We start from the raw sequence: 18,519 nt of genomic DNA, 5'->3' as shown, positions 1-18,519 counted from the left end.
GAGGAAGTGGTGTCGTGTTCGGGGTCGGCCGGTGCGTGGCTGTGCGTGCGATGTGTAGTTCGTGTGCCAGAAGTGTTTTGTGCGCAATAAGACGGGCCTACGCTTACAAGCGGACACGAGTGGACGGCCAGGGAAGGCCGGTTTTCGTTGATGGCGCGAACGTGGGGGCGTCCGAGCTCGAGAACAACCTCGGTCCGGTGGTCGACCGACCTGCGGGGGACGGCCGAGTTGCCCGAGGGAAGCGTCGTCAGCGGCGAGCAGCTGACGACGGAACCCGGACCAGCCGGTAGCGGCCCCGCCCCTGGGTTGCGGCGTGGTGTGCCACCCCCCCGGGTCGCTCCGGGATGCGCCGGGGAGATGATCGCAAGAGGGCGGGTCTCCGCGCAGGTCGCGGGCGCGAAGCGCTTCGCCGTACCCGGTCGTGGGGTGACCGGGTACGGGCGAAGCCACTCCTGCTGTCGAGTGCTCGGAGCCGGTGGCGGGGGTTCGCCGGAGCCGAGCGCATCGACGGGTTCGCGTCGGTGGAGCTGCGGGGCCCGGAGGCGGGGGTTCACCGGGTCTGCATGTGACGCCGGCAGCCATGGTCGACTGCGTCGAATCAGCATGACCCAGCAGTTACGTTGTGTGCAATGCAATGGCGACATGAGGGACCTACGGCCCATGTTTCCTCGGTCACATAGCGCTTTCGGTGATGCCGCGGACGACCCGCCTCGTGCGGTGGCTTCCCGATGTCCGGCGTTAGGCCCTCAGTCGCGGGGGAGTTCTCCGGTGACGGTGAGGTGCTCGGCCACGTGCTGCGGTGTGCGTTGTGTGTGCTGCGAGGAGGACAGCAGCAGGTCGAACGCGTCGGCCGCCGCCGATCTTGTAGCGCTCCATCAGGATGCCCTTGGCCTGGCCGATGACGTCGCGGAAGGTCGGTGCGATGCGCAGGTTCTCCTCCACGCTGCTGGCGTGGATGGTCAGCTGCTGGTGACCAGCGTCGCGGTCTTGTCGGTCGCGGCGTGGAGGCAGGGGCCTTCGCCGATCCAGACTGGGCCCCGGTCGACCCGGTTCACGAGCTCGTCACTCGCGGCGGCGGTGCGGGCACCCCGACGGTCACATCCGGGATCGGTGTCGCACCCGTGCGCTTCTGGTTGAGCAGCCGGTCCCGGCAGCGTCCATCCTGGCCGGAAGCCGGCAATCCTGCCACCGAAGCGCCCCTTTCGTCCCCTGGCGCGTCATGATCGTTCGTCGCGCGGGACGGGGCACCATGGCAATGCGGATGCGACCGGCCCGGGCCGGTCGCGTGCGTAGGCCCGTGGGGCTGAAACAGTCAGCGTCCCGGGCCGCCCTGGCCCCGAGCAGGCGTTCACCTGCGGCCTCGACACGAGAGACCTGCGGCGACACCTGCGGACATCGACCGCAGTCCGAACGGCCTCCGGCCGATGGCGGTGGGGAGTCGTCGATGCGGTCCGGACGTGGTGCGGGCGCGCGCACTGCGTCCACGGTCGACGAATCACGTCGTGCGCATCGTGCTCGTCGCCGTCGAGGGCCGGCAGTGCGGGCCCTTCACGTGGTGCCCCCGGCAGGATTCGAACCTGCGCTCCCGCCTCCGGAGGGCGGTGCTCTATCCCCTGAGCTACGGGGGCCGACTGCTCGCGAGCGAGCCGGATCAGCCTATCAGCGCGCGGATACGCCGCTGACCGGCCGGTCGCTCACGACTGCGGCGGGGGGAGCGGCCGGCCGCCGAGCGCCCGCAGCTGCTGCTCCATCTGCACGATCTCGGTCGACTGCGAGCTGATGACCGACTGCGCGAGGTCGCGGACGTAACCGGAGTTGCCGTGCGCCAGCGCGTAGCGCGCCATCGGCAGCGCACCCTGGTGATGGCGGATCATCAGCTGCAGGAAGAGCTTGTCGAGCTCGGTGCCCCTGACGCGGACGAGCTTGTCGAGCTGGGCCGGGGTGGCCATGCCCGGCATGAGGCCGCTGGCGCTCATGACCATGTGTTCGTGACCCATCCACGCCATGGGGTGCGCGTTGTTGCGGCCCTCGTCCCAGCCGTCCAGCCACCCGGACATCTCGCCCACTTGGAACTGCTGGCTCGTCTCGATGTCGAAGGCGAGGCTGTGCAGCGACTTGCTGGCGGTGCGGTCACGCTCGACGCCGGCCATGGTCACGGCCTGGACGTGGTGCGTGATCATGTCCTGGGTGAATCCGAGGTCGACCGCCGTCGGCCCGGTGGCCTTTGCATTGTCGTCGTCGTCGCCGCCTCGCAGCAGCCAGCCGCCGCCGGCGGCGATCACCAGGGCGGCGATCGCGATGACGACGATCAGGACGGTGCGCAGCCGGGTGGGCGTCGCGGGGGCGGGGGCGGTCTCGCTCATGGGATCAGCTCAATGGGTCGGTGGGGTGCCCGAACGTGCTCGGCTTCTCCTTGAAGTCGGGGTTCGAGCAGGAGACGCCGTACTCGGGCGTGGTGCTCTTGTTGTTCTTGAGTACGGAGATGAACTTGGCGATGCGGGGATCCGAGGCGCTCGAGACCTTCAGCTGGTAGCCCCACGCCTGCAGCGAGATCGCCGAGTCGAGCCCCGGGTAGGGCGACATCGCGATCCGGTCGACGCCCGAGACGTAGGACTTCAGCTTGGTCAGCTGCGCACCCTTGACCTTGTCGGCGTTGTAGGTGACCCAGATGGCGCCGTGCTCGAGCATGTGCACGGCGTTCTCGTTGGCGATCGCCTTGGAGTAGACGGTGCCCGAGCAGTCGGCCCAGTACTGGTTGTGCTTGCCGCCGGTCGGGGGAGTGGTGTCGTACTTGACGGTGCCGTCGGTGTGGGTGTGCTCGGCCTGGACGCGGTACACGACGCCCTTGATCGCGGCGGCGGCCGGCAGCTCGGCGCGGCGGTACGGGTCGGAGGACTTGACCGTCTGGCCGCCCTTCGACGCGGTGTCGGTGTCCCCGGAGCCGGAGTCCGACGGCCGGGTGGCGATGACGACGATGATGACCGCGGCGGCGAAGACGACGACCGCGGCGGTAGTGGCGATCAGCCCCCACGGCGTCTGCTTCTGGTTGACGATCGACTTCGGCTTCTTGCGGGCCGGTGGCCGGCCGACCGGTGCCGTGGTGCGGGTCGCGCTCGACGAGCGCCCCGCGGTCTTGCCCGCCGGCTTGGTCCCCGGCTTGCCCCCGGGGCGCGACGCCCCGCTGCCGCGTCCGGACTTGCCCGAGGGGGTGGACTTGCGCTGGGCCATGAGCCTGCCTTCTCGTCATCGCGTCAGCGCCCTGTGAGGGCGGCACCGGCCGCTCAGTGTAGGTCGCTGCCTGATGAGCATGCGGTGCGCACAGTCGCGCTTCAGCGTGATCAACCCGCGGCCGACGCTACGGGCGGGGGCCGGGCGCCGGGTACGGACCTTCGGCCGGGGACGTCCCGTGACCTTCGACCCGGTGTCCGCGCCGACACGGGCGTGCCACGCGGTGCGAAACGACGAGCCCGGCCACCCTAGGATTGTCCGGTGACCCCAGCCGACCTCGCCGCGGCCGTGCGCGCCGCGGTGACCGCCGCCGTGGAGGCGGGCGAACTCGCCGGCACCGTCCCCGACGAGGTCGTGATCGAGCGTCCGAAGAACCCCGAGCACGGCGACTACGCCACCAACGTGGCCCTGCGCCTCGCCAAGCCGGCCGGCCGGCCGCCGCGCGAGGTCGCCGACGTACTGGCCGCCCGGCTGCGCGACGTGGAGGGCATCGCGAAGGTCGACGTCGCGGGTCCTGGCTTCCTCAACCTCACGCTGGCCGCCGACGCGCTCGGCGAGCTCGCCCGGCAGATCGTGGGCGCCGGTGCCGGGTACGGCGCGAGCACCGAATTCGCGGGACAGCACCTCAACCTCGAGTTCGTCTCGGCGAACCCCACCGGGCCGATCCACATCGGCGCCGTCCGGTGGGCCGCGGTGGGCGACGCGCTCGCGCGGGTGCTGCAGGCCGCCGGCGCCAGCGTGGCGCGGGAGTACTACTTCAACGACGCCGGCAGCCAGATCGAGCGATTCGCCCGCACGCTGCGGGAGGTGGCGAACGGTCGGCCCGTCCCCGAGGACGGCTACGCGGGGGCGTACATCGACGAGATCGCCGCCGACGTCGCCGCCGCGAACCCCGGCGTGCTCGACCTGCCGCCGGACGAGCAGACCGAGGTGTTCCGCCGCGACGGCGTCGAGCGCATGTTCGCGGAGATCAAGTCGTCGCTGGCCGGCTTCGGCGTCGACTTCGACGTCTACTTCAACGAGCGTGACCTGCACGCCCGCGGCGGTCTGCAGCTCGCGGTGGACCGGCTGCGCGAACAGGGCAACGTCTACGAGCAGGACGGCGCCACCTGGCTGCGCACGACCGACCACGGCGACGACAAGGACCGCGTCCTCGTCCGCAGCGACGGCGAGTGGACGTACTTCGCCGGTGACGTCGCCTACTACCTGGACAAGCGGGACCGCGGCTTCGACAAGGTCGTGATCATGCTCGGCGCCGATCACCACGGCTACATCGGTCGGCTGCGGGCGATGGCCACCTGCTTCGGCGACGACCCGGACCAGACGCTCGAGATCCTCATCGGCCAGCTCGTCAACCTGGTCAAGGACGGGCAGCCGCTGAAGATGAGCAAGCGGGCCGGGACGACGATCGTGCTCGCCGACCTGGTCGACGCGGTCGGGCCCGACGCGGCCCGTTACGCCCTGGTGCGCTACTCGGTCGACCAGTCGATCGACCTCGACCTCGACGCCTGGGCCAAGCGCACCAACGACAACCCCGTCTACTACGTGCAGTACGCGCACGCCCGCACCCGCAACGTCGCGCGGAACGCCGCGTCGTACGGGATCGGCCTGGACGTGTTCGAGCCCGACACGCTCGACCACGCCGCGGACGCCGCGTTGCTGACGGCGCTGGGCGAGTTCCCGCGCGCGGTCACCAAGGCCGCCGAGCTGCGCGCCCCGCACCGGGTCGCGCACTATCTCGAGAACCTCGCCGGCGTGTACCACCGCTGGTACGACACCGACGAGTGTCGGGTGACGCCGAAGGGCGACGCCGAGATCACCCCCGGCAACCGCACCCGCGCCTGGCTCAACGAGGCGGCGGCGACCGTGCTCGCCAACGGGCTGGGGCTGCTCGGGGTCGGCGCCCCGGAGCGGATGTGACGGCGGTGGTGGACGCATGAGCAGGAACGCGCACCCTGCCGGTCCCCGGCACGGCGACGTGCTGCCCGACGCGCCGCACGGCTCGCAGCCCGGTGACGTCAACGCGCTCGACCCGGCGATCTGGCCGGAGTCGGCGACCCGCGTCGGCGGCGAGCTGCACCTCGGCGGCGCACCGGTGAGCGCGCTCGTGCTCGAGCACGGCACGCCGGCGCTCTTCCTCGACGAGGCCGACGTGCGTGCCCGCGCCCGCTCGTACACGCAGGCCTTCCCGGGCATCGACGTCTACTACGCGGGCAAGGCCTTCCTGTGCACGGCGGTGGCGCGCTGGGTCGACGAGGAGGGCCTCGGCCTCGACGTCTGTACCGGCGGCGAGCTTGCCGTCGCCCTGGCCGCGGGCTTCCCGGCCGAGCGCATCGCCCTGCACGGCAACAACAAGTCGAGCGCCGAGCTGGGTCGAGCCGTCGAGGCCGGAGTCGGCCACGTCATCGTCGACTCCTTCGACGAGATCCACCGGCTGATCGCGATCGCGGCCACGGCAGGCGTGACGCAGCGGGTGCTCGTCCGCGTCACCGTCGGCGTCGAGGCGCACACGCACGAGTTCATCGCCACCGCCCACGAGGATCAGAAGTTCGGCTTCTCGCTGCGCGACGGCTCCGCCGCGCGGGCGGTCGCCGCGGTCATCGCCTCCGACGTGCTCCACTTCGGTGGGCTGCACTCCCACATCGGCTCGCAGATCTTCGAGACGGCCGGTTTCGAGGTCGCGGCGCACCGCGTCATCAGCTTCGCCGCCACCATCCGCGACGTGCACGGCGTCCAGGTGGAGGAGATCAACCTCGGCGGCGGCCTGGGCATCGCCTACGTCCCCGGCGACGACCCGGAGACCCCGAAGCAGACCCTGGAACGGCTCAGCGGCATCGTCGAGATCGAGTGCGCGTCGGTCGGGCTGCGGCTGCCGACGCTGTCGGTCGAGCCCGGGCGGGCGATCATCGGGCCCAGCGGCGTCACCGTGTACGAGGTGGGCACGGTCAAGGACGTGACGCTCGACGGCGGTCAGCGCCGCCGCTACGTCTCGGTCGACGGCGGGATGAGCGACAACATCCGTACCGCCCTCTACGACGCGCACTACACCTGCGTGCTCGCCAACCGCGCGTCGGCCGCGCCGCCGGCGCTGACCCGGGTCGTCGGCAAGCACTGCGAGAGCGGTGACGTCGTCGTCCGCGACGCCTGGCTGCCCGGCGACGTGCGACCCGGCGACCTCGTGGCGGTGGCCGCCACGGGCGCGTACTGCCGCAGCATGGCCAGCAACTACAACCACGTGCCGCGGCCCCCGGTCGTCGGCGTCGACCAGGGCCGTTCGCAGGTCCTGGTGCGCCGGGAGACCGAGGACGACCTGCTGCGGCTCGACACCGGGGTGGCGCGATGACGACGACGGACGGCGTGCTCAAGGTCGCGCTGCTCGGGTGCGGCGTCGTCGGGTCCGAGGTCGTCCGGCTGCTGGCCGAGCAGGCCGACGAGCTGGCCCAGCGCGTCGGCGCGCGGCTGGAGCTCGCCGGGGTCGCCGTGCGTCGGCCGGCCCGCCATCCCGAGGTCCCCGCCGAGCTGCTCACCACCGACGCCGAGGCCCTCGTGCGTCGCGACGACGTCGACGTCGTGGTCGAGGTCGTCGGCGGCATCGAGCCGGTCCGCAGCCTGCTGCTCGCCGCGCTGGAGTCGGGCAAGAGCGTGGTCAGTGCCAACAAGGCGCTGCTCGCCGACGACGGCGCGACGCTGCACGACGCGGCCACCCGCAACGGCGTCGACCTGTACTACGAGGCCGCGGTGGCCGGCGCGATCCCGCTGCTGCGCCCGCTGCGCGAGTCGCTCGCCGGCGACCGCATCACCCGGGTGATGGGCATCGTGAACGGCACCACGAACTTCATCCTGTCGCGGATGGACGCCACCGGCGCCGGTTTCGACGAGGCCCTCGCCGAGGCCACCTCGCTGGGGTACGCCGAGGCCGACCCCACCGCCGACGTCGACGGGTACGACGCCGCGGCCAAGGCGGCGATCCTCGCAGGGCTCGCGTTCCACACCCGCGTCACGATGTCCGACGTCCACCGCGAGGGCATCGGCGAGGTCACCGCCGCCGACGTCGCCAGCGCGCAGGCGATGGACTGCACGGTGAAGCTGCTCGCCATCTGCGAGCGCACCACCGTCGCGGACGGCACCGAGTCGGTGTCGGTGCGCGCGCACCCGGCGATGATCCCACGCAGGCACCCGCTCGCCGGCGTCGGCGACGCGTTCAACGCGGTCTTCGTCGAGGCCGAGGCCGCCGGCTCGTTGATGTTCTACGGCCGCGGCGCCGGTGGGGCGCCGACGGCGAGCGCGGTGCTCGGCGACCTCGTCGCGGTGGCGCGCAATCGCGTCAGCGGCAGCCGCGGCGCCGGCGAGAGCGCCTACGCCGCGCTGCCCATCCGGTCCATGGGCGAGGTCACGACGCGCTACCACGTGGCACTCGACGTCGCCGACCAGCCCGGTGTGCTCGCCGGGGTCGCGAACGCGTTCGCCGAGGAGGGCGTGAGCATCCAGACCGTCCGTCAGGAGGGACGGGGCGACGCCGCGACCCTGGTGCTCGTGACGCACGCCGCCACCGACGCCGCGCTCGGTCGCACCGTCGAGAAGCTGGCCGCGATGTCGCTCGTCGGCCGCGCCGCCAGCGTCATGCGGGTCGAAGGAATGACAGGGGAGTGACGTCGTGACGCTCACGCAGTGGCCCGGTCTCATCGAGGCCTACCGCGACCGGCTGCCGGTCTCGGCGACGACGCCGGTCGTCACGCTCTTCGAGGGCAACACTCCGCTCGTCCCGGCGCGGGCGCTGTCCGAGCAGACCGGGTGCGAGGTGTACCTCAAGGTCGAGGGTGCGAATCCGACCGGCTCCTTCAAGGACCGCGGCATGACGATGGCGATCTCCAAGGCGGCCGAGGAGGGCGCCCAGGCGGTCATCTGCGCGTCCACCGGCAACACGTCGGCCAGTGCCGCCGCGTACGCCGTCCGGGCCGGCATGACGTGTGCCGTGCTCGTCCCGTCGGGCAAGATCGCCCTCGGCAAGCTGGCGCAGGCGCTCGTGCACGGCGCCAAGCTGCTGCAGGTCGACGGCAACTTCGACGACTGCCTCGAGCTCGCGCAGAAGCTCGCCGTCGACTACCCGGTCTCGCTCGTCAACTCCGTCAACGCCTACCGCATCCAGGGGCAGAAGACGGCGTCGTTCGAGATCTGCGACGTGCTCGGCGGCGCACCCGACGTCCACTGCATCCCGGTGGGCAACGCCGGCAACATCACGGCGTACTGGCTCGGGTACCGCGAGTACGCCGACACCGGCGTGGTCGATGCCGCGCCGCGGATGTTCGGGTTCCAGGCCGCGGGCGCCGCGCCGATCGTCATGGGCGCGCCGGTCGCGCGGCCGACCACGATCGCCACCGCGATCCGCATCGGCAACCCGGCGTCGTGGTCGCGGGCCGAGGCGGCGCGCGACGAGTCCGGTGGGCTGATCGACGCCGTCACCGACAAGCAGATCCTCGAGGCGTACCGGCTGATCGCCCGCAGCGAGGCGGTCTTCGTCGAACCGGCGTCGGCCGCCAGCGTCGCCGGGCTGCTCATGACCGTCGCCGACGGCCGGCTGCCGCGCGGCTCGCGGGTGGTGTGCACGGTCACGGGCAACGGCCTGAAGGATCCCGACTGGGCCATCTCCGGGGCTCCCAAGCCGATTACGGTGCCGGTCGACGGTCACGCGGCCGCGGTGTCGCTCGGCCTCGCGTGACGGTGTCCGCCGACGCTCCCGTCCGCGTTCGTGTCCCGGCCACGAGCGCCAACCTCGGCCCCGGTTTCGACGCGCTCGGGCTCGCGCTGGCGCTGCACGACGAGGTCACCGCGCGCGTCACCGAGGGCGGACTGGACATCCAGGTCGACGGCGAGGGCGGCGAGCAGGTCGCCCGCGACGAGACGCACCTCGTGCTGCGGGCCATGCGGGCGGCGTTCGCCGAGCTGGGCGAGACGCCGCCGGGGCTCGCGCTGCAGTGTCGCAACCGGATCCCGCACGGGCGGGGGCTCGGCTCGTCGGCCGCGGCGATCGTCGCCGGGATCCTGCTCGCCCGGGGTCTGGTCCGCGACGGCCGGCTGCGGCTGGACGACGCCGCCGTGCTCGCGCTGGCCAGCGAGTTCGAGGGCCATCCCGACAACGTCGCCCCCTGCCTGCTGGGCGGCCTCACCATCGCCTGGACCGTCGACGGGGCGGCGCGCGCGGTCCGGCGCGACCTTGACCCGGCCGTGGTGCCGGTCGTGCTCGTCCCCCCGTTCACCGCCTCCACCGAACGGGCGCGGGGGCTGCTGCCCCCGACGGTGCCGCATGCCGACGCCGCGTTCACGGCCGGCCGTGCCGCGCTGCTGGTCGCCGCGCTGACCGGGACGCCGCAGGCCCTCTTCGACGCCACGGCGGACCGGCTGCACCAGGCGTACCGCGAGCCCGCCATGCCCGAGGCGCTCCGGCTCGTCGCCGATCTGCGGGTGCTCGGCCACCCCGCCGTCGTCTCCGGGGCCGGACCGACCGTCCTGGTCCTGGCTCGAGGTGAGGTCGAGGCCGAGCGTGTTCGCGGCGCCGCGCCCATCGGCTGGGCCGTGAGCGCGCCGGCGGTGGACGTCGCCGGCGCCCGGATCCTCGACCCGCCCCGGTAGGCGCGCAGCGGCCGGCGAACCGCCCGGACCGGACCGGAACACGCCGGATCGCCCCGGTGTTGCTGGGGTCAGGGCGAGCGTCTAGGCTCGGTGCGTCAGGCGCCAGAGCCGACGAAACATCCGGCTGGCAGCCTCCTCGTACGGGCTCGGCCCGGTCAGCTGCCCGCACGGGCGCCCCCGGTTCGAGATCTCGAGTCAGCCTGACGTTGCCACATACTCCCGGGCCTGGTCCGGGAATCTCGGAACCGGCCGGAACCGGCCTGGCTCCGTCGTACCGGTCGCGCTGCGCCTGCGCCGCGAAAGCTCCCCGGGCGCGCCGACCACCCTCGGAAGGATCCGAATCAGTGACCGACACCCAGCAGCAGACCCTGCCCGGCGCCGACGAGTCGAACTCGTCCGCGTCGGACGCGGCTGCCGGCCGGTCGGGCGCGTCGCGCCCGGCGGCCAAGCGAGGCTCGCTGTCGTCGATGCTGCTGCCCGAACTGCAGCAGCTGGCCGGCAGCCTCGGCCTCAGCACGACCAAGAAGAAGAAGAGCGACCTCGTCGCCGCGATCCAGGCGGCCCGTAGCGGCGCCACGGACGGCGGTTCCGGTGGCTCGACCGGCTCCGGCTCCAGCGGCTCCAGCGGCTCCAGCGGCGGCGGCAGCTCGACCGGGGGCGCCGCTCCCGAGTCGAGCACGGCGCCCGAGTCGGACGCCTCGAGCGCCTCGAGCGCCGCGGCCGCGCCGACTCGCAGTCGCCGCCGCGCCACCGCGCCGGCCCAGGCCCCGGTCGCGGCCGACAGCAGCGCTCCGGCCGCACCGCCCGCGAACGCCGCCACGGCTCCCGGCGCCGACGCGCCGGCGTCGTCGAGCGCGCAGCCCGGCAGCGAGCCGGCCGACCGGCACGACCGGTCCGCCGACGGCCGCCCCCAGGACGGGGGCGGCGAGCGCCGGCGCACCCGGCAGCGGGGCGAGGCCGAGCCCGCCGCGGCGGCCGACGCCGTGTCCGAGGCAGGGGCCGGTGCTTCCCGCGCCGACAACGACCGGCACGACAGTGACCGGCACGACGGCGACCCGCGCAAGCGAGACCAGGGTCGTGACCAGAACCGCGTCCGCGACGATCAGCAGCCGCGCGACAACCAGCAGCCGCGCGACAACCAGCAGCCGCGCGACAATCAGCAGCCGCGCGACAACCAGCAGCCGCGCGACAACCAGCAGCGTGGCCAGCAGGGCAGGCAGCAGGCCGGCCACGACGGGCAGGGCGGCGGGAACCGCGGCGACAACCGCACCGAGAACCGCGGCGAGAACCGGAACGACAACCGCGGCGAGAACCGCACCGACACCCGCACCGACAACCGCGACGACGACGACGGCGACGGGAGTCGTCGCCGCGGGCGGCGTTACCGCGACCGCCGTGGCCGCAACCGCGACCGGCAGGGCGGCACCGGCGGCGAGGCCGAGCCGACGATCACCGACGACGACGTCCTCGTACCGGTCGCGGGCATCGTGGACGCCGTCGAGGAGAAGAACACCTGGTTCGTCCGCGTCGGCGGCTACTTCGCCACGCCCGAGGACGTCTTCGTCTCCACCTCGCTCGTGCGCAAGCACGGTCTGCGGCGCGGCGACGCCGTCACCGGTGCCGTCCGGCAGCCCCGCGACGGTGAGCGCAAGGAGAAGTACAACCCGCTGGTGCGGGTCGACTCCGTCAACGGAACCCAGTCCGACGCGGTGCGCAACCGCGTCGAGTTCACCAAGCTGACCCCGCTCTACCCGCAGGAGCGACTGCGGCTCGAGACCGATCCGCACATCCTCACCACCCGCGTCATCGACCTCGTCATGCCGATCGGCAAGGGGCAGCGGGCGCTGATCGTCTCGCCGCCCAAGGCGGGCAAGACGATGGTGCTGCAGTCCATCGCCAACGCGATCACCACCAACAACCCCGAGGTCCACCTCATGGTGGTGCTCATCGACGAGCGGCCCGAAGAGGTCACCGACATGCAGCGCTCGGTGAAGGGCGAGGTCATCGCCTCGACCTTCGACCGGCGTCCGCACGACCACACCATGGTGGCCGAGCTCTCGATCGAGCGCGCGAAGCGGCTCGTCGAGATGGGTCACGACGTCGTCGTCCTGCTCGACTCGATCACCCGGCTGGGCCGCGCCTACAACCTGGCCGCGCCGGCGAGCGGACGCATCCTGTCCGGCGGCGTCGACTCGACCGCGCTGTACCAGCCCAAGCGCTTCCTGGGCGCCGCGCGCAACATCGAGAACGGCGGCTCGCTGACCATCATCGCCACCGCGCTCGTCGACACCGGTTCCGCCGGCGACAACGTCTTCTTCGAGGAGTACAAGGGCACCGGCAACGCCGAACTCAAGCTCGACCGCAAGATCGCCGACAAGCGCATCTTCCCGGCCGTCGACGTCGACCAGTCCTCCACCCGCAAGGAGGAGATCCTGCTCTCGCCCGACGAGCTGGCGGTCACGATCAAGCTGCGTCGGGTGCTGCACGCGCTCGAGTCGCAGCAGGCCATCGAGCTGCTGCTCGACCGGCTGCGCAAGACGCGGACCAACATCGAGTTCCTCATGAACATCGCCAAGACCACCCCCGGCCAGGAGTGATCCGGCGGCGACCCGGCGGTGTCGCGACGGCGGCATCGTTGACGGCGGGGCCGCGGACGTGTTGCATGTCACTGTCCGTCCGCAATGCCCGTTGCCGTCGCCGCTCCTGAAGACCGGGGAGCGGGCCACCGTCGATGCCGGGAATGCCGTGAGACGTCGACACGGGGGTCTGCCTGCCGCCGTGGACCGGCGTCCGTACCCGGCGCGGGAACACTCCGGTCGCGCGAAAGGGCAGTGATCACCCATGGCCGAGGTTCGCTACGACAAGGCGACGTGCCACTACCCGGGGAACCCCAACCCCGCGGTCGTCGAGCTCGATCTCGACATCAAGGACGGCGAGTTCGTCGTCCTCGTCGGGCCGTCCGGTTCGGGCAAGTCCACCGCGCTCCGGATGCTCGCCGGGCTCGAGGACGTCTCGTCGGGCTCCATCCTCATCGACGGCGTGGACGTCTCGCACAAGCCGCCGAAGGACCGTGACATCGCGATGGTGTTCCAGTCCTACGCGCTGTACCCGCACATGAGCGTGGGCGAGAACATGGGCTTCGCCCTCAAGCTCTCCGGGGTCTCCAAGACCGAGCGCGAGCAGAAGGTGCGCGAGGCGGCGAAGCTGCTCAACCTCACCGAGTACCTCGACCGCAAGCCCAAGGCGCTGTCCGGCGGCCAGCGGCAGCGCGTGGCGATGGGACGCGCCATCGTGCGCGAGCCAGCGGTGTTCCTCATGGACGAGCCGCTGTCCAACCTCGACGCGAAGCTGCGGGTCGAGACCCGCTCCAACATCGCGACGCTGCAGGCGCGCCTCGGCACCACCACGCTCTACGTCACCCACGACCAGGTCGAGGCCATGACGATGGGGCACCGGGTCGCGATCCTCAAGGAGGGCGGCTTCCTGCAGCAGGTCGACACGCCCCGCAACCTCTACGACCGGCCGGCGAACTCGTTCGTCGCCGGCTTCATCGGTTCGCCGGCGATGAACCTGCGTACCGTCCCGCTCGTCGACGGCGGAGCCAAGCTCGGCAACATCGTGCTCCCGTTGCAGCCCGAGGCCGCCGCCGCGGCCCGCACGGCCGGACTGGACCGCGTGACGCTCGGGGTGCGCCCGGAGTCCTTCCAGGTGAGCAACGGCGCGGGCGACGGCTTCGAGAAGAACAAGGCCAGTGGCCTCAAGATCGAGGTCAAGCTCGTCGAGGAGCTCGGTGCCGACGCCTACGTCTACGGCTCGATCGAGGGGGAGGACGACGCCGCGAAGCCGTACTGCGTGCGCTTCGACGGCCGCGTGCCACCGCGCATCGGCGAGGTCATCTCCGTCGACGCCCGCACCAACGAGGAGCACGCGTTCCACCCGGAGACGGGGGAGCGGCTGGGCTGACCCTCGCCGGCGGGTCTCGTCCCGCCCGAGCGTCACGGTGCGGCGCACGCGGACCCTGCGTGCGCCGCACCGTCGTGTCGGCGGCAAGCTGGAGGGGTGAACGTGACGTCGACGAGGCTGGCCGACGGTCGCGAGCTGCGCTACTACGACGCCGCCCCGACCCCGCATCCCGAGCACGACCAGCGGGACCTCCCGGCGATCCGCGTCGCGTCCGAGGCGCGTTTCGACCCGCTGCTCGGCGAGTGGGTGGTGCAGGCGTCGCACCGTCAGGACCGCACCTTCCAGCCGCCGGCCGACCAGTGCCCGCTGTGCCCGAGCACCGCCGAGCGCGCCACCGAGATCCCGGCCCCGCGCTACGAGGTCGCGGTCTTCGAGAACCGCTTCCCCTCGCTGGCGCAGGACGTCGCCGACGTCGCGCCGCTCGTCGACGGGGAGCCGCTGTTCGAGCGGCGCCCCGGGGTCGGTCGCTGCGAGGTCGTCTGCTTCTCCGACGACCACGACGCGAGCTTCGGGGACCTGTCGGCGGAACGGGTCCGCCTGGTCGTCGACGTCTGGGCCGAGCGGACCGCCGCGCTCGGTGCCCTCGACGGCGTCGAGCAGGTGTTCGCGTTCGAGAACCGGGGCATCGAGATCGGCGTGACGTTGAGCCATCCGCACGGGCAGCTCTACGGCTACCCGTTCGTCACGCCGCGCACCGGCCGGATGCTCGATCGCGCCCGCGGCCACCACGAGCGCACCGGCGGCAACCTGTTCGCCGACGTCCTCGCCGCCGAGCGCGACGCCGGCACGCGGGTGATCGCCACGAACGGCACGTGGACGGCCTTCGTGCCCGCGGCGGCGCGCTGGCCGGTCGAGGTGCACCTGTACCCGCACCGCCGGTTCGCCGACCTCGGCGAGGCCACCGACGCCGAGCGCGACGACTTCGCCACCCTCTACCTCGACGTGCTGCGTCGCGTCGACGCGCTCTACGACGTCGCGATGCCCTACATCGCCGCGTGGAACCAGGCGCCCGTGCACACGGGGCGCGACCTCGCCTACACGCATCTGGAGCTGTTCTCGATCCGACGAGCCCCCGGGAAGTTGAAGTACCTCGCCGGCTCGGAGTCCGGCATGGGCGTGTTCGTCAACGACGTGACCCCCGAGTCCGTCGCCGCCCGGCTGCGCGAGCTGTGAGCGGGGACGAGCACTTGACGCGCTGGCGCGCGCCGGGACGCGTCAACGTCATCGGCGAGCACACCGACTACAACGACGGCTTCGTGCTGCCGATCGCCCTGCCGGTCGGGGTCACCGCCGCCGTCACCGACCGAACGGGCGATGCCCTGCTCGCCCGCAGCACCGCGGAGGACGAGCCGGTCGAGATACCGCTCGCCAAGCTCGAGCCGGGTGCCGTCGAGGGCTGGGCGGCCTACGTCGCCGGCGTGGTGTGGGCGTTGCGCGGTCGCGGGTCGGACGTCCCCGCCGTGGAGATCGCACTGGACGGCGACGTGCCCTACGGCGCGGGCCTGTCGTCGTCGGCCGCGCTGGAGTGCGCGGTCGCGACGGCGTTGAACGACCATCTCGACCTCGGTCTCGCGCGCGAGACGTTGATCGAGGTCACCCGCAGCTGCGAGAACGACTTCGTCGGCGTCCCCACCGGCGCGCTCGACCAGAGCGCGTCCCTGCTCTGCGAGGCGGGGGCGGCGCTGCTGCTCGACTGCCGGTCCGGTGAGCGCCGGCAGGTGCCGCTCGACCTCGACGCCGCGGGGCTCGCGCTGCTCGTCGTGGACACCCGGGCGCCGCACCGGCTCGTGGACGGCGAGTACGCCCGCCGGCGCGCCGACTGCGCCGAGGCGGCCCGTCGGCTCGGCGTGACCGCGCTGCGCGACGTCACCGATCTCGACGCCGCGCTCGCGCGGCTCGACGACGACCGGCTGCGCCGGCGGGTGCGGCACGTCGTCACCGAGAACGCGCGCGTCCTCGACACCGTCGCCCGGCTGGACGACGGCGGCCCGATCGCCGCGATCGGGCCGCTGCTCAGCGCGTCGCACGCCTCGTTGCGCGACGACTACGAGGTGTCGAGCCGCGAGCTGGACGTCGCGGTCGAGGCCGCCCTCGGTGCCGGGGCCCACGGCGCCCGCATGACCGGCGGCGGCTTCGGCGGCTCGGCCATCGCGCTCGTCGACGCCGGCGACAGCGACGACGTCACGGCCGCGGTCGAGCGCGCGTTCGCCGCCGCCGGCCTCGCCGCGCCCGCGGTCTTCACCGCCGTCCCGTCGGCGGGCGCGCGACGCGTCTGACGGGTGTCCGGCCCGGGACGAACGGATCGCGTTGTCCTGAATCGGACATGGACGCTACGGTGCGAGTGGCGTGGGTCACCGGGGGTGGCCGGCGCGGCGCCGCGAGCCGGTCGGCGCGATGCACGGCGAACGAAAGGCAGTGCGGGATGAGACGCAACCTCCGCAAGACGATCGGGGCGGGGGTGACCGCCATCCTCGCCGCCTCGGTGCTCAGCGCCTGCGGCGGCGGCTCCGGCGGCACGCCGACCATCACCTGGTACTTCAATCCCGACAGCGGCGGGCAGACGGCGCTCGCCAAGCAGTGCCAGGCACAGGCGAACGGCAAGTACCGCATCGCGACGCAGGTGCTGCCGAGCGACGCGAGCGCGCAGCGACAGCAGCTCGTCAGCCGGTTGACCGCGAAGGACCCGTCGATCGGGTTCATGAGCCTGGACCCGGTGTTCGTGGCCGAGTTCGCGGACGCGGGGTTCCTCGCCGACGTGCCCGAGCAGTACCGCAGCACGTTCACGCAGGACATCGTCAAGCCCTCGGTCGAGGCGTCCACCTGGAAGGGCAAGCTGGTCGCCGCACCGTTCTGGGCGAACACGCAGCTGCTCTGGTACCGCAAGGACCTGGTGTCCAAGGTCCCCGGGCTGGCGGCGAAGCTGAAGAACGGCACCGAGACGTGGGACGACGTCATCGCGGCCGCGAAATCCCAGCGGCGCGACATCGGCGTCCAGGCGAGCCTGTACGAGGGCTACACGGTGTGGATCAACGCGCTGGTCGCCGGCGCCGGCGGGCAGATACTCGACAACCCCGGCGCGGACGCCAAGCAGACCAAGTTGGGCCTGGACACCACGGCGGGGCGCGAGGCCGCGGCCGTCATCAGCAAGCTCGCCGCGGCCAAGGTCGGTGGGCCGGCACTGTCCTCGACCAACGAGGACGCGGCGCTCAAGCTGTTCGAGAACCCCAGCTCGAGCATGTTCATGACGATCTGGCCCTACGTATGGGGCGCGATGAAGACCGACGGCGTCAAGTTCCGCGACCAGGTGGGCTGGACGTACTACCCCCGGACGGTGGCGACGAAGCAGAGCCGGCCGCCGTTCGGTGGCATCGAGCTGGGCGTGAGCAAGTACGCCGCGAACCAGGACGCGGCCTGGGACGCGATCAGGTGCATCCGGACCGCCGAGAACCAGGCCAAGTACTTCCTGTCGTCGAGCAACCCGCCGGCGAACGAGACGGCCTACTCGAACGCGGACGTCAAGAAGAACTATCCGATGGCCGCTCTGATCCGCGAGTCGTTGAACCGCGCCGCGGCCCGTCCGAAGTCACAGTACTACGGCGACCTCTCGACGGCGCTGCAGCAGTCGTTCAGTCCGCCGCAGTCGGTGAACAGTTCGACGCCAAAGGACGCCGAGACCTTCATCCTGCAGGTGCTGAAGGGGGAGAAGCTGCTGTGACCGCCACCCTGGACAAGACCGAGGCACCCCCACCGGCGCCGGAATCGCGCCACCGGCGCAAGGAGAAGCTCTCCGACCGGGCGCGGCAGGAGCGCAACCTGGGCTGGAAGCTGGTGGCCCCGGCGTTCGTCGCCATGATGATCGTCGTCGCGTACCCGATCCTGAATGCGCTGTACCTGTCGTTGTTCAACTACCGGCTCACCGAGCCGGACAGCCGCACGTTCGTGTTCCTGAAGAACTACGGCGTGATCCTGGCCGACACCACGTGGTGGAAGGCGGTCTGGATCAGCACGCTGGTCATGGTCGTCACGGTGACCATCGAGTTCGTGCTCGGCATGGCCCTCGCCATGGTGATGAACAGGATCATCCTTCCGCGGCGCACGCTGCGCACCATCGTGCTCATCCCGTACTCGATCATCACCGTGGTGTCGGCGTACGGGTTCAAGTACGCGTTCGCCCCGGACACCGGCTTCATCAGCCAATGGCTGCACGACTTCACCGGTTGGATCACCTTCGGTGGCTGGCACTTCGACGCGAGCTACGACTGGTACGGCGGCCACTGGTCGTCGCTGATCGCGATCATGATCTCGGAGATCTGGAAGACGACGCCGTTCATGTCGCTGCTCCTGCTCGCCGGCCTGGCCCAGGTGCCGGGGGAGCTGCAGGAGGCCGCCGAGGTCGACGGCGCGACGTTCTGGGAACGCCTGGTCCGGGTCACCCTGCCGTCGATGAAGGCGGCGATCCTGGTGGCGCTGCTGTTCCGCGCCCTGGACTCGTTCCGCATCTTCGACAACATCTTCATCATGACGAACGGGTCGCAGAACACGACTTCGATCGCGGTGCTGGCCTACGACCAGACCATCACCCGCAGCCAGATCGGCCTCGGCTCCGCGGTCTCGATCCTGCTCTTCGCCCTCGTCGTCCTCATCAGCACGATCTTCATCAAGCTGTTCAAGACCGACCTGTCGCGTGTGGGGGGCTGAGCC

At 71.8% G+C, this 18,519-nt stretch carries 13 protein-coding genes and 1 tRNA gene; 11 read left to right on the top strand and 3 right to left on the bottom strand.

From position 1 onward, the window contains the following. Positions 1-1,553 precede the first annotated feature (1,553 nt). From BUE29_RS03120 to BUE29_RS03110, 3 genes are all read right to left on the bottom strand, one after another. A tRNA-Arg gene (locus tag BUE29_RS03120) sits at positions 1,554-1,628 on the bottom strand. Positions 1,629-1,694: 66 nt separating this feature from the next. Beyond that, on the bottom strand, positions 1,695-2,363 hold the full coding sequence (locus BUE29_RS03115; protein WP_073385766.1) for a DUF305 domain-containing protein: 669 nt from the start codon (positions 2,361-2,363) through the stop codon (positions 1,695-1,697). A 4-nt stretch (positions 2,364-2,367) separates the two neighbouring features. Next, positions 2,368-3,228, bottom strand: a complete 861-nt coding sequence (locus tag BUE29_RS03110; RefSeq protein WP_073385763.1) for a thioredoxin-like domain-containing protein — start codon at positions 3,226-3,228, stop codon at positions 2,368-2,370. A gap of 261 nt (positions 3,229-3,489) precedes the next feature. Between BUE29_RS03110 and argS the strand changes: the two genes are divergently transcribed. From argS to BUE29_RS03055, 11 genes are all read left to right on the top strand, one after another. Next, positions 3,490-5,148: an arginine--tRNA ligase gene (argS, locus tag BUE29_RS03105; RefSeq protein ID WP_073385760.1), complete on the top strand. Its 1,659-nt coding sequence runs from the start codon at positions 3,490-3,492 to the stop codon at positions 5,146-5,148. 16 nt (positions 5,149-5,164) lie between these two features. Further along, positions 5,165-6,571, top strand: a complete 1,407-nt coding sequence (lysA, locus tag BUE29_RS03100; protein ID WP_073385757.1) for a diaminopimelate decarboxylase — start codon at positions 5,165-5,167, stop codon at positions 6,569-6,571. Then, positions 6,568-7,878, top strand: coding sequence for a homoserine dehydrogenase (locus BUE29_RS03095; protein ID WP_073385754.1), 1,311 nt, complete (start codon positions 6,568-6,570; stop codon positions 7,876-7,878). The genes lysA and BUE29_RS03095 overlap by 4 nt, the downstream gene beginning before the upstream one ends. A gap of 4 nt (positions 7,879-7,882) precedes the next feature. Continuing rightward, positions 7,883-8,944: a threonine synthase gene (gene thrC / locus BUE29_RS03090; protein WP_073385751.1), complete on the top strand. Its 1,062-nt coding sequence runs from the start codon at positions 7,883-7,885 to the stop codon at positions 8,942-8,944. Continuing rightward, positions 8,941-9,855 carry a homoserine kinase gene (gene thrB, locus BUE29_RS03085; RefSeq protein ID WP_073385748.1) on the top strand — a complete coding sequence of 305 codons (915 nt, stop codon included), beginning with the start codon at positions 8,941-8,943 and terminating at the stop codon, positions 9,853-9,855. Before thrC ends, thrB begins: the two co-directional genes overlap by 4 nt. A 344-nt stretch (positions 9,856-10,199) precedes the next feature. Continuing rightward, on the top strand, positions 10,200-12,452 hold the full coding sequence (rho, locus tag BUE29_RS03080; protein ID WP_084180640.1) for a transcription termination factor Rho: 2,253 nt from the start codon (positions 10,200-10,202) through the stop codon (positions 12,450-12,452). Positions 12,453-12,696: 244 nt separating this feature from the next. Then, the gene (locus BUE29_RS03075; protein WP_073385745.1) at positions 12,697-13,818 is read left to right on the top strand and encodes an ABC transporter ATP-binding protein; all 1,122 of its coding nucleotides are present in this window, start codon (positions 12,697-12,699) and stop codon (positions 13,816-13,818) included. 96 nt (positions 13,819-13,914) lie between these two features. Further along, on the top strand, positions 13,915-14,991 hold the full coding sequence (gene galT, locus BUE29_RS03070) for a galactose-1-phosphate uridylyltransferase (protein ID WP_073385742.1): 1,077 nt from the start codon (positions 13,915-13,917) through the stop codon (positions 14,989-14,991). 14 nt (positions 14,992-15,005) lie between these two features. Continuing rightward, positions 15,006-16,094 (top strand): galactokinase, encoded by a 1,089-nt coding sequence (gene galK, locus BUE29_RS03065; protein WP_234971322.1) that lies wholly within the window; start codon positions 15,006-15,008, stop codon positions 16,092-16,094. A 146-nt stretch (positions 16,095-16,240) separates the two neighbouring features. Beyond that, on the top strand, positions 16,241-17,533 hold the full coding sequence (locus BUE29_RS03060; RefSeq protein WP_073385737.1) for an extracellular solute-binding protein: 1,293 nt from the start codon (positions 16,241-16,243) through the stop codon (positions 17,531-17,533). Then, the gene (locus BUE29_RS03055; protein WP_234971321.1) at positions 17,530-18,516 is read left to right on the top strand and encodes a carbohydrate ABC transporter permease; all 987 of its coding nucleotides are present in this window, start codon (positions 17,530-17,532) and stop codon (positions 18,514-18,516) included. The genes BUE29_RS03060 and BUE29_RS03055 overlap by 4 nt, the downstream gene beginning before the upstream one ends. Positions 18,517-18,519 lie beyond the last annotated feature (3 nt).

Source organism: Jatrophihabitans endophyticus (genome assembly GCF_900129455.1).
GTDB classification, from domain to species: domain Bacteria; phylum Actinomycetota; class Actinomycetes; order Mycobacteriales; family Jatrophihabitantaceae; genus Jatrophihabitans; species Jatrophihabitans endophyticus.
The sequence above is the reverse complement of the archived record's forward strand: the minus strand, read 5'-3'. Positions and strand labels throughout refer to the sequence as shown.

Bases quoted from the DNA above. Each gene is read 5' to 3' on its own strand.
- lysA (WP_073385757.1), top strand. From the start codon at position 5,165: ATGAGCAGGAACGCGCACCCTGCCGGTCCCCGGCACGGCGACGTGCTG.
- BUE29_RS03060 (WP_073385737.1), top strand. From the start codon at position 16,241: ATGAGACGCAACCTCCGCAAGACGATCGGGGCGGGGGTGACCGCCATC.
- BUE29_RS03095 (WP_073385754.1), top strand. From the start codon at position 6,568: ATGACGACGACGGACGGCGTGCTCAAGGTCGCGCTGCTCGGGTGCGGC.
- BUE29_RS03075 (WP_073385745.1), top strand. From the start codon at position 12,697: ATGGCCGAGGTTCGCTACGACAAGGCGACGTGCCACTACCCGGGGAAC.
- BUE29_RS03115 (WP_073385766.1), bottom strand. From the start codon at position 2,363: ATGAGCGAGACCGCCCCCGCCCCCGCGACGCCCACCCGGCTGCGCACC.
- BUE29_RS03110 (WP_073385763.1), bottom strand. From the start codon at position 3,228: ATGGCCCAGCGCAAGTCCACCCCCTCGGGCAAGTCCGGACGCGGCAGC.